This window comes from Cupriavidus sp. PB-02, assembly GCF_058252315.1.
Window position 1 is genome coordinate 2,698,846 of sequence record NZ_CM177694.1, and the last position, 15,329, is coordinate 2,714,174.

Below are 15,329 nucleotides of genomic sequence, written 5' to 3' on the forward strand. Positions count from 1 at the left end.
GGCCCTACTGGCCCAGCGCCGTCACCACGCCCACCTGGCTGCGCAGCGCGGCGGCCTGGGCGATGGAGAGCTCTTCCTCTGCCTCCAGCAGCGTGCGCTGGACCTGCAGCGTGTCGATAAACGCGGATTCGCCGGCGCGCCAGGAGCGGTTGATCTGGTCATACGCGGCCCGCGCACTTGACGCCGCCTGCTCCAGCCGCGCCACTCGGTCGCGGTTGCGCGCCGATGCCGCCACCGCGCCCTCGACCTCGGTGACCGCGCGCAGCACCGTGGTGCGATAGCGCTGCAGGGCCTGCTCTGCCTCGGCCTCGCGCAGTCGCACCGTGCTGCGCCGGCGCCCGCCGTCGAACAGGGGCAGCGCCGCGTCGGCGCCGAACATCCACGCCAGCGAGCGCGCCAGCGTGGCGCCGGAAACCGCATCCGCGGCCACGCCGATCGCGCCGGCCAGCCGCAGGTGCGGCAGCAGCTCGGCTCGTGCGACGCCGACACGTGCATACGCCGCCACCACGACGCTTTCGGCCGCCTTCACATCGGGACGCAAGCGCAGCAGGTCGGCCGGCGTGCCGATCCCCGCCGGCGGCGTCCACTGCGGCCGGGCCGCGAGCGGCTCCATGCGCGCATAGATGTCCTGCGGCGTGGTGGCGACCAGGATCGAGAGCCGGTGCAGCGCGTTCTGCCGCTCCAGCTCCAGCAGCGGCAGCTGCGCGTGCGTGGCTTCGGACTGGGCGCGGGCGCGGTCGACATCGGCAATGGGCACCGCGCCGGCATCGAACAGGCGCCGCGTCAGCGTCTCGGTTTCCGCCTGGCTGCGCGCGTTGGCGCTGACCAGTTGCAACCGGTGCTCCAGGTTGCGCGCGCCCAGGTAGGTCTGCACCACCTCGCCGGTCACGGCCACGCGCACGGCCTGCGCGGCGTCGGAGGCGGAGCGCAGCTCGGCATCGGCCGCGGCCACGTCCTGCCGGATGCGGCCGAACAGATCGACTTCCCATGACGCGCCCAGCCCTGCGCCGAAGACGTTGCCGGTGTCCGGGTTGCCCGAGGCCGATTGCGATGCTGACAGCCGCTGCCGGCCCGCCGAGGCGCCCAGCCCCAGCTGCGGCAGCCCCTGCGAGGCCGTGCCGGCCCGCAGCGCACGCGCGGCATCGATGCGAGCGATCGCGGACTTCAGGTCGGTGTTGCCGTCCAGCGCGGACGCGACCAGCTCGTCAAGCACCGGGTCGCCGAAGCGCTGCCACCAGTTGGACAGGTCCGGCACCTCGCCGGCCGCGGCCAGCGATGCGTTAGCGTAGCCGGTCGCCAGCGGCAGCGGTGTGGGTGCGACCGGTTGCGGTGTGGCGCAGGCAGCCAGCAGCATGGCGCCGGTGGTCAGCGCCGCTACGAGCGGGAGGCGCTTTGCGATTGCGATTGCGATTTCGATTGCGATTTCGATTGCAACTGGGGCCTTCATTGCGCCACCTCCACCGCCACAGCCGGCACAGTCTTCGCGCCACCTGCAAGCCGCCGCACCACCACATAGAACACCGGCGTGAAGATCAGCCCGAACACGGTCACGCCGATCATGCCGAGGAACACCGCCGAGCCCACCGCCTGGCGCATCTCGGCGCCGGCGCCTTCTGAGATCACCAGCGGCAGCACGCCGAGGATGAACGCCAGCGAGGTCATGATGATCGGCCGCAGCCGCTGCCGGCTCGCCTCCACCACCGCCTCGACCAGCGCACTGCCCTGCTGCTCGAGTTGCCTGGCCACCTCCACGATCAGGATCGCGTTCTTGGCCGCCAGCCCGACCAGCACGATAAAGCCGATCTGCGTCAGGATATTGATGTCCTGCCCCATGGCGCGCACGCCCAGCGACGCGGCCAGCAGGCACATCGGCACGATCAGCAGGATCGACAGCGGCAGACTCCAGCTGCCGTACTGCGCGGCCAGCACCAGGTAGACCAGCAGCACGCACAGCGGGAACACCAGCAGCCCGGTATTGCCGGCCGTGGTCTGCTGGTACGAGAGATCCGTCCACTCGTAGGTGATGCCCGGCGGCAGCACTTCTGCCGCGAGCCGCTCCATGGTCTGGATCGCGTAGGCCGAGCCCAGGCCGGGCAGCGTGTCGCCATTGATCTCGGTGGCCGGGTAGAGGTTGTAGCGCGGCGCGCGGTCCACGCCGAGCGCTTCGCTGACGCGCGTCACACTGCCGATCGGCACCATCTCGCCATCCTTGTTGCGCACCTTCAGCCGCGCCAGGTCGTCGGGGGTCACCCGGAACGGCAGGTCGGCCTGCGCGGTCACGCGGTAGGTGCGCCCGAGGATATTGAAGTCGTTGATATAGGTCGAGCCGAAATAGGTTTCCACGGCGTCATTGATCTCCTGGCTGGGCACGCCCAGCATCTCCGCCTTCTCGCGGTCCAGCTCGACGAACACCTGCGGCGTGGTGGCCGAATACGGCGAATACACGCCGACCATGCCCGGCGCCTGGTTGGCCGCCGCGATCAGGTCCTCGGTGGCCTTGGCCAGCGCGGCGGTACCCAGCCCGTTGCGGTCCTCCAGGCGCATCGAGAAGCCGCCCGTGCTGCCCAGCCCCTGCACCGGCGGCGGCATTGCCACCACGATCGAGGCTTCGGTCACGCCGGCCAGCCGCGCGCGCAGGTCGGCCGCGATCTTGTCGATGGTCAGGCCCTGAGGCTTGCGCTCCTCCCACGGCTTGAACACCGGGAACAGGCCGGCATTGCTGGCGGAGTTGGTGCCGGTGGCCGCGGAGACGCCCGAGAACACCGGCACGCGCTCCACGCCCGGCACCTGCAGCGCGATGTCTTCCACCTTGCGCGCCACCGCACTGGTGCGTTCCAGCGTAGCGCCGTCCGGCATGCGGATCAGCACCACCAGGTAGCCGCGGTCCTGCGCCGGGATAAAGCCCTTGGGCGTCGACACCAGCAGGTAGACCGTGCCGGCGATCAGCAGCACGTACAGCGCGAGCATCGCCGGCGTGATCGCCACCACGCGCCGCACCACGCGGCCGTAGCCATCGGCAAAGCGGTCGAAGCCCGCGTTGAAGCGGCCGGCGAGCCACCGCACGGGCCGCAGGATGCCGCCAAACCGGGACGCAGCCTGGCCGTGGCCGGCTTCGCCCTGCGCATGCCGCTTCAGGATCGCGGCCGACAGTGCCGGCGCCAGCGTCAGCGAACTGAACAGCGAGATCGCCGTCGATACCGCGATGGTGATGCCGAACTGCCGGAAGAACTGGCCGGAGATGCCGGTGATAAAGGCCGTCGGCACGAACACCGCGCACAGCACCAGCGTGATCGCGAACAGTGCGCCGCCCACTTCCTTCATCGTGACCAGCGTCGCTTCGCGCGGGGTGGCGCCAAGCGCCAGGTGGCGCTCCACGTTCTCGACCACCACGATGGCGTTGTCCACCACGATCCCCACCGCGAGCACCAGCCCGAACAGCGTCAGGTTGTTGATCGAATAGCCCAGCATCGCCATCACGGCAAAGGTGCCCACCAGCGACACCGGGATCGCCAGGATCGGGATGATCGACGGGCGCCAGCCCTGCAGGAACACCAGCACCACCAGCACGACCAGCACCACCGCCTCGTAGATGGTCTTGACCAGTTCGTCGATGCTGTCGCCGATAAAGGCGGTGGGGTTGTAGCCGATGTTGTAGACGATGCCCTTGGGGAAGGCCTGGCTCAGCTCGGCCATCTTGTCCTGCACCGCGGCCATGGTGGCGACGGCGTTGGCGCCGGGGCGCTGCAGCACCTGCAGCGCGATGGTGGGGTTGCGCAGCATGTAGCTGTCGGTGGCGTATGCAAGCGCGCCTACCTCCACGCGCGCCACGTCCTTCAGGCGCACCACGCGCCCGCCATCACCCTGCTTGACGACGATGTCGTTGAACGCCACCGGCTCGCGCAGCCTGCCTTCGAAGATCAGGTTGGGCTGGAAGGCCTGGTCCGTCACCGGCGGCTGCGCCACCACGCCGCCGGCCACCTGCGTGTTCTGCGCGCGCACCGCGGCAATCACGTCGCCGGGGCTGAGGTTGAACGAGGCCACGCGCTCGGGATCCAGCCAGATGCGCATCGAATATTCGCGCGCGCCCAGCGGGTTGATATCGCCCACGCCGTCGATGCGCTTGAGCGCGTCGGCGACGTTGCGGATGGCGTAGTTGGAGACATAGAGCTGGTCATAGCTCTTGTCTGGCGAGTACAGGAAGATCGTGCCCAGCTGCGTCGGCGAAGACTTGCGCACCGACACGCCGCTGCGCTGCACGGGTTGCGGCAGCCGCGGCGTCGCCAGCGCGACGCGGTTCTGCACCAGCACCTGGGCCTTGTCGACGTCGGTACCGGGCTTGAAGGTCACGGTGATATTGAGGCCGCCGTCGGAGGTGGCCTGGCTGTACAGGTACAGCATGTCTTCCACGCCGTTGACTTCCAGCTCGATCGGCGTGGAGACGGTTTGCGACACGGTCTCGGCCGAGGCGCCGGGATAGCTGGCCTGGATCACGACCGTGGGCGGCGCGATCTCGGGATATTCGGACACTGCCAGCGTGAAATACGCCAGCGCGCCCGCCAGTGTCAGCACGATCGACAGCACGATAGCGAGCACCGGCTGTTCGACGGAAAGGCGACCGAGGTTCATGGCTGCGCTCCCTGCGAAGCCGGCAGGCTCGCCGTGGCCACCGCACGCACGGTGGGCTTGACGGTCTCGCCGGGGCGCACGCGCTGGAAGCCCTCGACGATGACGCGATCGCCCGCGTTCAGCCCCGACGCGACTTCGCGCAGGTTGCCGAACAGCTTGCCGAGCACCACCGGACGCACCTCGACGCTCTGGTCCGCCTTGACGACATAGACCACGCGCCGGGTGGCGTCGGTGGCTACTGCGGCATCGGGCACCAGCAGCGCATCGTGCGCGGCCTGCGCGGCCACATGGGCGCGGCCGAACTGGCCCGGGGTCAGCTTGTGGCCCGGATTCGGCAGCCGCACGCGCTGGCGCAGCGTGCCGGTGGAGTTGTCCAGCCGGTTCTCCACGAAGTTCATGCTGCCGGCGAGCGTCGGTTCGCCGTCGCCCGGCAGCGCGATGCGGACCGTGCGCGTGCCCGCCGCGGCACTGGCTTCCTGGCGGGTGTAGCGCAGGTAGCTCTGCTCGTCGACATCGAAATAGAAATCGATCGGGTCCTGCGACACGATCGTGGTCAGCAGCGTGGCGTTGCTGTCGCCGCCGTTGACCAGGTTGCCTTCGCTGACGCGCTTGCGGCTGATGCGTCCGGACATCGGCGCGGTGATGCGCGTGAAGGACAGGTCGAGCCGGGCACGAGCAAGCGCCCCTTCGGCGCTGGCCACTTCGGCGCGTGCGCTCTGCAGCGCCTGCTCGCGCTGCTCGAACAGGCTGCGCGCGATGGTGTTGGTTTCGATCAGCACGCGCGCCCGCTCGTATTCCTGCTGGCTCAGGCTCAGTTGCGAACGCGCCTTGGCCAGCGCGCCTTCGGCCTCGTTCACCGCCGCCTGGAACGGCCGCGGGTCGATCACGAACAGCAGGTCGCCCTTTCTCACCAAGGCGCCGTCCGTGAACGCGACCTTCTCCAGGTAGCCGCTGACACGCGCCCGCACGTCCACGTTGTCGATCGCTTCGAAGCGTCCCGTGAAGGTGTCGACGTCAGTGACCTGCCGCACCAGCGGCTGGCTGACCACCACGGCCGGCGCCGCCGGTGCCTGCACAGCCTCCGACTTGCAACCCGCCAGCATCGCTGCCGCGGCAGCGGCAGCGGCAAGGGCCGCGAGCGACGCTGCGCGTGCCGCCATGCCCGTCCTTCGTACCTGTTTCATTCTGAGTTCCCTTCTGCGTGGCAAGAGCAGGCTGGCAACGGCATCGGCCGCGGCGCCTGGCGTCGGCCGGTGTCAGGCGCGGGCGCCGTCGGTGAAGACGTCGCGCGTACGCTGCGGGGGCGCCGACACGCCGCTACGGTCCATGCCGGCGAGACGGGCGCCATCGGTGAAGGGATCGACCTGGCGGGCGCCGTCCGTGAAGGGGTCCGGCTTGCGCGCGGGGTCGGCCGAGGGACCGGTGCGATCCATGCCGGCGACGCGTGCGCCGTCGGTGAACGGGTCTGCCTGGCGGGCACCGTCGATGAACGCATCAAAGGCCTTGCGGGCGCCGTCGGTGAAGGGATCGACGCGCTGGTGCGCGCCGTCGACAAACGGATTGCGTTCGCGCGTGACGCGGTTGGGGCCGTCGGCATGGGCGAGGCCGGCAAGGAGAGCAGTGAGCATGCCGCTGGCGGCGATCAGGGTACGGGTCTTCATGATGTGGATTCCAGTCAATGCGCAGCAAGCGCGAATGGCGTCGGTGGCGTTGGCCGGCACGGAACGGCCCGGCGGCCTGTCGGCATGCATCGGTTGCAAACGCCCTGACACGGAGCGCCGACGGGGCGAAGTATGGTCAGCACCTGCCCCGAAAAAAACCCGCCGCGCAACAGAAGACCTTTGCATCCGCGGAAACAATGGCGCCATGCGCGCCTGCAGCCGCCCCGTCCTCGCGGCCCGGCCGCGCCTGCCCGGCGCACGCATGGAAGGACCGGGCGCCGCGGCGCGACCCTTGACTGCCGCGCAAGAATCATTTGCCCCTGACCGGGTTTTTCCGCGCGAAGCTTGTGCCGACAATGCCCTCATCGCAGCCGTGCCTGCCGCCTGCGCAGGGCCGCTGCCCACGTCACTCACTTGCCGGAGCCGACCATGCTCTTCACCCCTTACCGCCTTGGCGAGCTCGACTTGCCCAACCGCATCGTCATGCCCCCGATGACCCGCTCTCGCGCCGGCGCCGGCGATGTCGCCACGCCGCTGATGGCCGAGTACTACCGCCAGCGCGCGTCGGCGGGCCTGATCATTTCCGAAGGCACGCAGATCAGCCGGCAAGGCCAGGGCTATGCCTGGACCCCGGGCATCTACAACGCCGCGCAGGTGCAGGGGTGGCGCCAGGTCACCGACGCCGTGCACGCCGCCGGCGGGCGCATGTTCGCCCAGTTGTGGCACGTCGGGCGCGTCTCGCATACCTCGCTCCAACCGGGCCAGGGCGCGCCGGTGTCGTCGTCGGCGCTGGTGGCCGAAGGTGTAAAGGTGTTTATCGACCCCGAGGGCCGCGGGCCCGCGCAAGGCGCGGGCGAGATGATCCAGCACTCGGCGCCGCGCGCACTGAAGCTCGAAGAGATTCCGGGCATCGTCGCGGACTACGCCAATGCGGCGCGCCATGCGCTCGAAGCCGGCTTCGACGGGGTGGAGCTGCACGGCGCCAATGGCTACCTGATCAACCAGTTCATCGATTCGCAGGCCAACCTGCGCGGCGACGCCTATGGCGGCTCGCTGCACAACCGGCTGCGCTTCCTGCGCGAGGTGGCGCAGGCGGTGACCGACGTGGTCGGCCCCGGCCGGATCGGCGTGCGGCTTGCGCCGCTGACCACGCTGCAGGGCGCGGTCGACGACACGCCGCAGGCCACCTACCTGGCCGCGGCGCATGCGCTGGCGCAGATCGGCGTGGGGTATATCCATATCGCCGAGGCCGACTGGGAAGACGCACCCGCGATGCCGGCCGCGTTCAAGGAAGCGCTGCGCGCGATCTACCCCGGCACGCTGATCTACTCGGGCAACTACAACAAGGCCCGCGCGGAAGACGCGCTGGCCCGCGGCTGGGCGGACCTGATCGGCTTCGGGCGCAGCTTTATCGGCAACCCCGACCTGCCCTACCGCCTGCGCCACGACCTGCCGCTCAACCCGGGCATCCGCGCGAAATACTTCGGCGGCGGCGCGGCCGGGTACACCGACTACCCCGCACACCAGCCAGCGCACCACGCAACGCCCGCCGCGCAGCCGGCAAGCGCCTGAAACCCCGCCTTGTACCCACTGGCTGGCGCTAGCACGCCTGCCCGGAGAGAAGCTGTCATGTCATCCGCATTGCAAACCCTCGGCGCCGGCGGCTTCAGCATCGGCGTGGAGCTGCCGCTGGACAACGACTGGTCGCCCACGGGCGACAGCGCGCGCCGCCAGGCCGGCCGCCTGCCGGGCGAGCCCGACATGGCCCGCCATGGCGAACTGGCGCGCCTGGCCGACCGGCTGGGGTACCGCGCCCTGTGGGTGCGCGACGTGCCGCTGTACGACCCGCAGTTCGGTGACGCCGCGCAGGTGTTCGAGGCCTTCACCTACCTGGGCTACCTGGCCGGCATCACCGAACGCATCCTGCTCGGCACCGCGGCAGTGGTGCTGCCGCTGCGCGAGCCGCTGCTGACCCTCAAGTCCGCCAACACGGTCAACCAGTTAAGCGGCGGGCGCCTGCTGCTCGGCGTGGCCAGCGGCGACCGCCCGGTCGAGTATCCGGTGTTCGGCCGTGATTTTGCCCAGCGTGACGATAATTTCCGCGGACAGGTGGCGATCTTGCGCAATACCGGCGCCGCCGGCCTGCCGCCCGGCGTGCAGCTGCTGCCACGCACCGAACCGCCGCTGACGCTGCTTGTTGCCGGGCTGGCGCAGCAGACGCCGCAATGGGCCGGCGTCAACATGGACGGCTGGCTGGCCTACCCCGGTTCGCCCGCCGACCACGAACGCCGCAGCGCGCTATGGCGCAATGTCGCCGGCAACAAGCCCTACATCAGCTTTATCCACCTGGACCTGCTGGACGATCCTGACGCGCCGATGCAGCGCCACCGTTTCGGCGGCACGGTCGGCCGGCACGGGCTGATCGCCGAGCTGGAGGCGATGCGCGCAGCCGGCGTGCACCATATCGGCCTGCATTTCCGCCGCAGCCGGCGGCCCGTGGCCGAGGTGATGGAAGAGATCGCAGCCCATGTGCTGCCGCACTTCCACGAGCAGGCACTGGCTGCATGAAAACGACGCTGGACGAGTTGCTCACCTTCACCACGGTGGTCGACAGCGGCTCCATCACGGCCGCGGCCGAGCAGCTGCAGCAGACCGTCTCCGCGGTCAGCCGCGGCCTGACCCGGCTCGAGGAGAAGCTGGAAACCACGCTGCTGCGGCGGACCACGCGCCGCCTGGTGCTGACCGAGGAAGGCGAGGCCTTCCTGGCCCATGCGCGGCGCGTGCTCGACGCCATCGACACCGCCGAGGAGCAGATGGCGATCCGGCGACGCAAGCCCACCGGCAAGCTGCGCGTCAACGCTGCCACGCCGTTCATGCACCACGTGATCGTGCCGCTGGTGGAGGGCTTCCGCGAACGCTATCCGGAGATCGAGCTGGAGCTGCATACCAGCGACCAGATCATCGACCTGCTGGAGCAGCGCACCGACGTGGCAATCCGCATCGGCGCGCTGCGCGACTCCACGCTGCACGCGCGGCCGCTGTGCAGCAGCCGGCTGCGGCTTCTGGCCAGCCCGGCCTACCTGAAACGCCGCGGCGTACCGAAGACCATCGAAGAGCTCTCGTCCCACAGCCTGCTGGGCTTCGCGCAGCCCGATTCGCTGAACCACTGGCCGCTGCGGCATGCGCAGGGCGACAGCCTGCGCATCGCGCCTGATGTGCGCGCCTCCAGCGGGGAAACACTGCTGCGGCTGGCGCTGGCCGGCCAGGGCATCGTCTGCCTGGCCGACTACATGACGCACGCCGGGCGCGCCAGCGGCGACCTGGTGCAGGTGCTGATGGCCCATACCGTCGATGTCCGGCAACCGATCCACGCGGTCTACTACCGCAATACGCAAGTGTCGTCGCGCATCACATGCTTCCTGGACTATGTCGGCGCGCAACTGGCCGCGGACACCGACCAGGCTTGACCCCGCCGGACCAGGCATTTGACGCAGCTTCCGGGCCCGCGTCAAGCCATTCCTGACGGCGGTAACCAGTGGTTCAAGGCTTGTCCGAGCCAACTGTTCCCGGCGCACGATGCTGCCAGGCCGAAGCCTCAAGCAGCGCTTTGGCCTGCTGCAAGTCAGCGGTATCGAATCCTTCGGTGAATGCGCCATGAATCTCGGCCAGCCTGCGCATCCCCGCTTCTGTCTTGCCTGATCGTTGCCACAGCCGAGCCAGGCTGAGGGTCGCCCGCAGCTCCAGCCACCTGGAACTTTGATGGCGAGCCACCGCGATCGCCTTGTGAAAACACGCTTCGACGTCTTCCCCACTCACGGACGCCTGGTCCCGGACGCTCGCACAGTGAAGCATCAGCTCCCCCTTGAGCCGATGCAATTCGGCTTCGTAGTAGCGTTCTCCGGATCTGTCCGCCATGTCCATCGCCTCGTTCAGCACGCTGAGCCCGGTTTCGGCCTGCCCCACCTTTCCATAGGCCTGGGCCAACAGCGCCAGAAAGTGTGACCGGCCCCGCTCGGCCCCGGTGGCGTGATAGGCGGTCAGGCCGCCACGTATCCGCGCGATGCCATCCTCTGCGCTTTCCCGCTCGGCCAGCGCCCAACCCTGAACGATGGTTGCCCACCCCAGCCAGAACGGAAAGCCCTGCTCTGTCGAGAGCGTGATGGCGGCCTCGGCGCATTCCTGCGCAAGTTGCGGGTCACGCCGGAACTGGTGAAGCTCGGCCATGAAGACCAGGGCATGCGCCAGGCTAAAGGGGTGAGACACCTTCCGGGCGAGCGTCAGCGACTCCTGCCCTCGCCTGAAAGCCTGGTCGGGGTAGCCCAGGTACCACAGGGCATGGGCCGAAATCGCAAGCGCACGGACTTCGGGATGGACCCCGTGGAGAAGCGGATGCGCGTGCTGCGCCGCAGGGCTGTAGAGGGCGAGTGCCTGCCCCAGATGGGCATGGGCCGCGTTGAATTCGCCCATGAAAAACAACGTGGCACCGAGCGAGATATGCGCTTCCCCGACCAGTTCCTGGTCTTGTCCGTCCTCGGCCAGGCTGAGCAGCCGCTTACCCAGCTCATGGGCTTTCCCGTATTCCGCGCGCAAGGAAAAGTAGGTACGCAGTCCCAGCTGCGCCGGAAACAGTTGCGGTGTTTTGCCGACCTGCCCACACAGCGCCAGCGCACGGCTATACGCAGCCTCAACCTCCGACGAGGCATAACCCCTGGCAGCAATCAAGGCCCGACCGATGGCGAGCTGCAAAGTAAGTTCCTCGCGTGCGCGTTCGGGTGTGTCGGGCATTCGCTTGAGCAACTCCAGGGCCGCGCCGAGGTGGCGGATCGCTTCGCGATAGGCGGAATGATCGAGCGCCTGCTGCCCCGTCCAGCGAAGGTACTCCACAGCTTTCGGATTGTTGCCGCTAAGGCTGTAGTGGCGCGCCAGCTCACCGCAATAGTCCTTCAGCCGATTGTGGAAGAGTGCCTCGATGGCCTGGCCTATGCGTTCATGCAGCACGCTGCGCTGCTCCGTGAGTTGAGAGTTGCCGGCAACTTCCTGGGTGAGGGCATGCTTGAACGTGTATTCCATATCGGGGAATGCGGGCCGCTCGTAAATAAACTCGCCAGCCTCCAGGCGGGCCAGCAGGTGGCGCAACTGGTCATCAGACTGGGCGACGACCCGCTGGATCAGGCTCAGGGGAAACTCCTTGCCAATCACGGCAAGTGTCTGCAACAAGTCCTTCTCGGCCCGGGGCAGCCGATCTATGCGGGCAGCGAGTACGCCTTGCACCGTGGTCGGGATATGCAGCACGGTGGGGGTTTTGTCGATGCGGTAATGTCCGGGGTCGCCGAGCAGTGCCTTCTCCTCGGACAGGGTCTGCACCACCTCTTCCATGAAAAATGGGTTGCCCTCGGTCTTCTCCAGGATGAGGGTCTTGAGGGGCATCAGCGTGGGATCCTCCCCAAGCAAGGCAGCGAGCAATCCCTGGGACTCGGACTGGCCCAACGGATCCAGCCGAAGCTGGGTGTAGTAGCTCTTGTGGCCCCAGCCATGCTGGTATTCGGGCCGGTAATTCAGGAGGAGCAGAATCCTGGCGCTTGGCAGGCGGTCGATGAGGACATCAAGGAACGCCTCGGTTTCGCTGTCCAGCCATTGCAGGTCCTCGAACAAGAGTTCAAGCGGTTGATTCAGGCTTTCGCGCACAAGCAGCCGCGCGATCGCCTCGAACGTGCGTTGGCGACGGATCTGAGGGTCCATGTTCGGTAATGCTGAACCGGACTCGCTGATGCCTAACAAATGAAGCAGGTAAGGCAAGAGATCTTCCAGACTGCGCTCGAGCATCAGGACCCTACCGGCGACCTTTTCGCGGCTGCTTCGCTCATCATCCTGGGCGTTGATCAGGAAATAGCTCTTCACGAGTTCAATCAGCGGCAGATAGGCAAAGGACTTGCCGTGCGAGACCGAGAAGGTCTCCAGCACCAGGCAGCCTCGCTGCGAGACGCCCTTGAACTCGTGGAAAAGCCGGGACTTTCCCACTCCCGCCTCGCCGACTACCCCGACGATTTGCCCGTGCCCCCCCTTGGCCCGATCCAATGCCCTGTGCAATTGCTCCAGCTCGGCCTGGCGCCCGACAAACCGTGCCAAACCGCGATGCTGCGCCACTTGCAAGCGCGTGCGCAACGCGCCGAGGCGCAGCACCTCGTACACGGCGAGCGGCTCGGGGATGCCTTTCACCTGAGTGGCCCCCAGGGCCTTGAAGTCAAAGTAACCCTCGGTCAGCTTGCGTGTCGACTCACTCACGAGAATGGACGAAGGCGTGGCGATGCTTTCCATCCGCGCGGCGATATGGATCGTGTGCCCCACCGGATCGTAGTCCGTGCGCAGGTCGTCCTTGCGAATCGAGCGCACCACCACCTCTCCAGTGTGGATCCCCACCCGAATCTGGAGCGGTATGCCTTGCTCGAGACGGATCCGGTCGCTGTGGCGGCGCATGGCTTCCTGCATGCGCAGCGCCGCGTACAAGGCTCGCTGAGGATGATCTTCGTGGGCAATGGGAGCACCGAACATAGCGAGGATGCCATCACCCAGCGACTTGGCCACGTAGCCCTCGTAGTAATGCACGGCCTCCATCATCAGGGCCACGACGGGGTCGATCAGGCGGCGTGCTTCTTCCGGGTCCAGGTCGTGGATCAATGCCGTGGAGCCGGCCATGTCGGCGAACAGGGCCGTAATGGTCTTGCGTTCGCCTGCCGTCTCTTCCCTGGCCTCCATTGCCGCCTGCTCCGCCAGGATGCGCTCGGCCAGGTGGCGCGGGGTGTAGTGGATCGGGGCGGGCGGAGCGTTTTGAGTGCGCCCCTTCGACGCTTCAAGCGAGTCGCTCAGGAATGCGCCGCATTCGCTGCAAAACCTGGCTGCAGCGCTCGACTGGTGGCCACAGTTCGGGCAGAGCTGGACAAGCCTGGTCCCGCAGTCCTCACAGAACTTGGCGCCAGCGGGGTTCTCCGCTCCGCAGTTTGTGCAGCGCATAGCGCACCTATTGTTTCCTCAGCCCTCTCCTGAACGATTAGACGCCTTCCCTACTCCCGTATCAAGTTGGGTCCGCGGCTCGGGGCACTGGACTTCGCCATCGCCCATGGTACATCCAAGATTTCGATTTTTGGTTCTTTCGCATGAACCAGGGCGAGCGCATGATGCTTTCACCAAAAGAGATCCCCAAGGAGATCAAATATGAAACTCAAGCGCACCCTCTTGCTGTTGCTGGCCGCCACCGGGATGGCCGCTGCGGGCGTCGCCGCCGCGCACGGGTCTGGAGAAACGGTCAAACCGAACTTCACACACGCGATCCCGAACATCCCGGGCAAATCGCTCGTTGCCCTGGAAGTGCTTTATGCCCCTGGCGGCGCCTCGTTGCCACACCGCCATGCCAAGTCGGCGTTCATTTACGCCTATGTCGTTTCGGGCAGCATCGCCAGCAAGGTCAATGACGGGCCGGAACGCATCTACAAGGCGGGCCAAAGCTTCTACGAGGAGCCAGGGTCAAGTCACCCGGTCAGTCGCAACGCGAGCAAAACGCAACCGGCCAAGCTGCTGGCCGTTTTCGTCGTCGATTCTGACGATAAAGAACTTACCACCAACGAAAAGTAGGAGTCTGAAATGAGACTGGATTACACGAAAGCGTCCCCCGGCGGCGTAAAGGCCTTTGGCAGTGTCTACGGCTACATCATGCAGTCGGGCCTCGACGATGTACTGGTCGAGCTGGTCTATCTGCGCGTGAGCCAGATCAACGGATGCGCATATTGCCTCGATATGCACACGCGTGACCTGGTCAAGAAGGGCGTCAAGATCGAAAAGCTCGCACTGGTGCAGGCCTGGCATGAAGCCGGCAGCCTGTTCAGCGACCGTGAAAAGGCTGCCCTTGCATGGGCCGAGTCAGTGACTCGCGTTGCTGATACGCATGTTCCTGACGACGTGTTCCTGGCAGCCGAGGCAGTCTTCAGCGAAAAGGAACTGGCCGACCTGACCATGGCCATCAGCCTGATGAATGCGTTCAATCGCCTGGCGATCAGCTTCCGCCGCGCGCCGGAAGCGGCGCTCGCGCTCAAGGACTGATTGGCCACGCACGCACTGCGGGTAGCTTCCTGACCGGGGGCGTGCGGTTTTCTGCGGCGGCTTACGCGAAGGCGTGCTTTCCGCCTGGCAAAAACAAATCATCGTCGTAGTGGCACTTGCAACCCGGTGCGCCACTACGTCGAACTCCATACCAGGCGGCGCCGCGACGCAGATGCGACCGATGCGCAGCCCACCGCCGCCGGCTTTGCCGCGGCGATCCGCGCATGCGGTCCTATGACCCACACCACCCATCTGTTCAGGAGTTGAATATGAAACCGATCTTTTCCCTCGCCCCGACACACCCCGCAGCGGCTATCCCAGACTATACGGCCTTGTTGCGCTGGTCCCTGGTCGTGGTCTTCCTATGGTTCGGCGCGATGAAGTTCACCCTCTACGAAGCGCAGGGCATTGCACCGTTTATCGAACATAGCCCCTTCATGAGTTGGCTTCTCAGCGCATTCGGCGTGCGTGGCGCCAGCGGCGTCATTGGTGCGCTGGAACTCGCCACTGCCGTCACGCTGGCCACCGGTGCCTTCCACCGCGGGGCTTCCGTGCTCGGTGCGGCAATGTCGTGCGCGACCTACGCCATCACGCTCACGTTCTTTTTCACCACCCCTGGCGTCGCGGAGCCGACAGCTGGCGGATTTCCGGCAATTTCCGCACCAATCGGTCAATTCTTGCTGAAGGACCTGGTGCTGCTGGCGGCGTCCGCCGTGCTACTGCGCACGTCCCTGGCGCACTGGCAAGTCGCGCGTGGCGCATCTCGCCGACTGCTGACCGGCAGTGCGCACCAGCCGGCCAGTGCCTGACAGCGGCGGCGCGGGCTATGCCCCGACATAGCGCCGCACGCAGACCGTCCACCGACCCCGTTCGGGCGTTCCGTGACCGGAACATCCGATCGGGGTTCAGCAGTTGGGGCGATGCCTGCCAGCTCCCGGCGGGAAGGCAATA

11 protein-coding genes are annotated in these 15,329 nt (G+C 67.1%); 6 read left to right on the forward strand and 5 right to left on the reverse strand.

Going from position 1 to position 15,329, the window contains the following annotated elements:
* Positions 1-4 precede the first annotated feature (4 nt).
* The 4 genes from AC10V3_RS12650 to AC10V3_RS12665 form a co-directional block, all read right to left on the reverse strand.
* Positions 5-1,447 carry an efflux transporter outer membrane subunit gene (locus AC10V3_RS12650; RefSeq protein ID WP_022535611.1) on the reverse strand — a complete coding sequence of 481 codons (1,443 nt, stop codon included), beginning with the start codon at positions 1,445-1,447 and terminating at the stop codon, positions 5-7.
* On the reverse strand, positions 1,444-4,626 hold the full coding sequence (locus tag AC10V3_RS12655; RefSeq protein WP_022535612.1) for an efflux RND transporter permease subunit: 3,183 nt from the start codon (positions 4,624-4,626) through the stop codon (positions 1,444-1,446). The genes AC10V3_RS12650 and AC10V3_RS12655 overlap by 4 nt, the downstream gene beginning before the upstream one ends.
* Complete coding sequence (locus AC10V3_RS12660; protein WP_349609237.1) at positions 4,623-5,810, reverse strand: efflux RND transporter periplasmic adaptor subunit; 1,188 nt, start codon at positions 5,808-5,810, stop codon at positions 4,623-4,625. Before AC10V3_RS12660 ends, AC10V3_RS12655 begins: the two co-directional genes overlap by 4 nt.
* A gap of 72 nt (positions 5,811-5,882) precedes the next feature.
* Complete coding sequence (locus AC10V3_RS12665; protein WP_022535614.1) at positions 5,883-6,287, reverse strand: hypothetical protein; 405 nt, start codon at positions 6,285-6,287, stop codon at positions 5,883-5,885.
* Between the two features lie 429 nt (positions 6,288-6,716).
* Here AC10V3_RS12665 and AC10V3_RS12670 point away from each other — a divergent pair, with 429 nt between their 5' ends.
* The 3 genes from AC10V3_RS12670 to AC10V3_RS12680 are packed head-to-tail and all read left to right on the forward strand — an operon-like array spanning position 6,717 to position 9,754.
* Entirely contained in the window at positions 6,717-7,859 is a 1,143-nt protein-coding gene (locus AC10V3_RS12670; RefSeq protein WP_022535615.1) for an alkene reductase, read from the forward strand.
* A gap of 57 nt (positions 7,860-7,916) precedes the next feature.
* Positions 7,917-8,855 (forward strand): TIGR03571 family LLM class oxidoreductase, encoded by a 939-nt coding sequence (locus tag AC10V3_RS12675; protein WP_022535616.1) that lies wholly within the window; start codon positions 7,917-7,919, stop codon positions 8,853-8,855.
* A complete protein-coding gene (locus AC10V3_RS12680; RefSeq protein WP_022535617.1) occupies positions 8,852-9,754 on the forward strand; it encodes a LysR substrate-binding domain-containing protein in 903 nt (300 codons plus the stop codon). Before AC10V3_RS12675 ends, AC10V3_RS12680 begins: the two co-directional genes overlap by 4 nt.
* A gap of 73 nt (positions 9,755-9,827) precedes the next feature.
* On the opposite strand, the gene AC10V3_RS12685 is transcribed toward AC10V3_RS12680, so the two are convergent.
* Positions 9,828-13,295, reverse strand: a complete 3,468-nt coding sequence (locus AC10V3_RS12685) for an adenylate/guanylate cyclase domain-containing protein (RefSeq protein ID WP_349609233.1) — start codon at positions 13,293-13,295, stop codon at positions 9,828-9,830.
* Positions 13,296-13,496: 201 nt separating this feature from the next.
* Here AC10V3_RS12685 and AC10V3_RS12690 point away from each other — a divergent pair, with 201 nt between their 5' ends.
* The 3 genes from AC10V3_RS12690 to AC10V3_RS12700 all read left to right on the forward strand — a co-directional run bounded on the left by AC10V3_RS12690 (position 13,497) and on the right by AC10V3_RS12700 (position 15,187).
* Complete coding sequence (locus tag AC10V3_RS12690; protein WP_022535619.1) at positions 13,497-13,913, forward strand: cupin domain-containing protein; 417 nt, start codon at positions 13,497-13,499, stop codon at positions 13,911-13,913.
* Between the two features lie 9 nt (positions 13,914-13,922).
* A complete protein-coding gene (locus AC10V3_RS12695; protein ID WP_022535620.1) occupies positions 13,923-14,378 on the forward strand; it encodes a carboxymuconolactone decarboxylase family protein in 456 nt (151 codons plus the stop codon).
* A 269-nt stretch (positions 14,379-14,647) separates the two neighbouring features.
* Positions 14,648-15,187 carry a YkgB family protein gene (locus AC10V3_RS12700; RefSeq protein WP_022535621.1) on the forward strand — a complete coding sequence of 180 codons (540 nt, stop codon included), beginning with the start codon at positions 14,648-14,650 and terminating at the stop codon, positions 15,185-15,187.
* Positions 15,188-15,329: the final 142 nt, after the last annotated feature.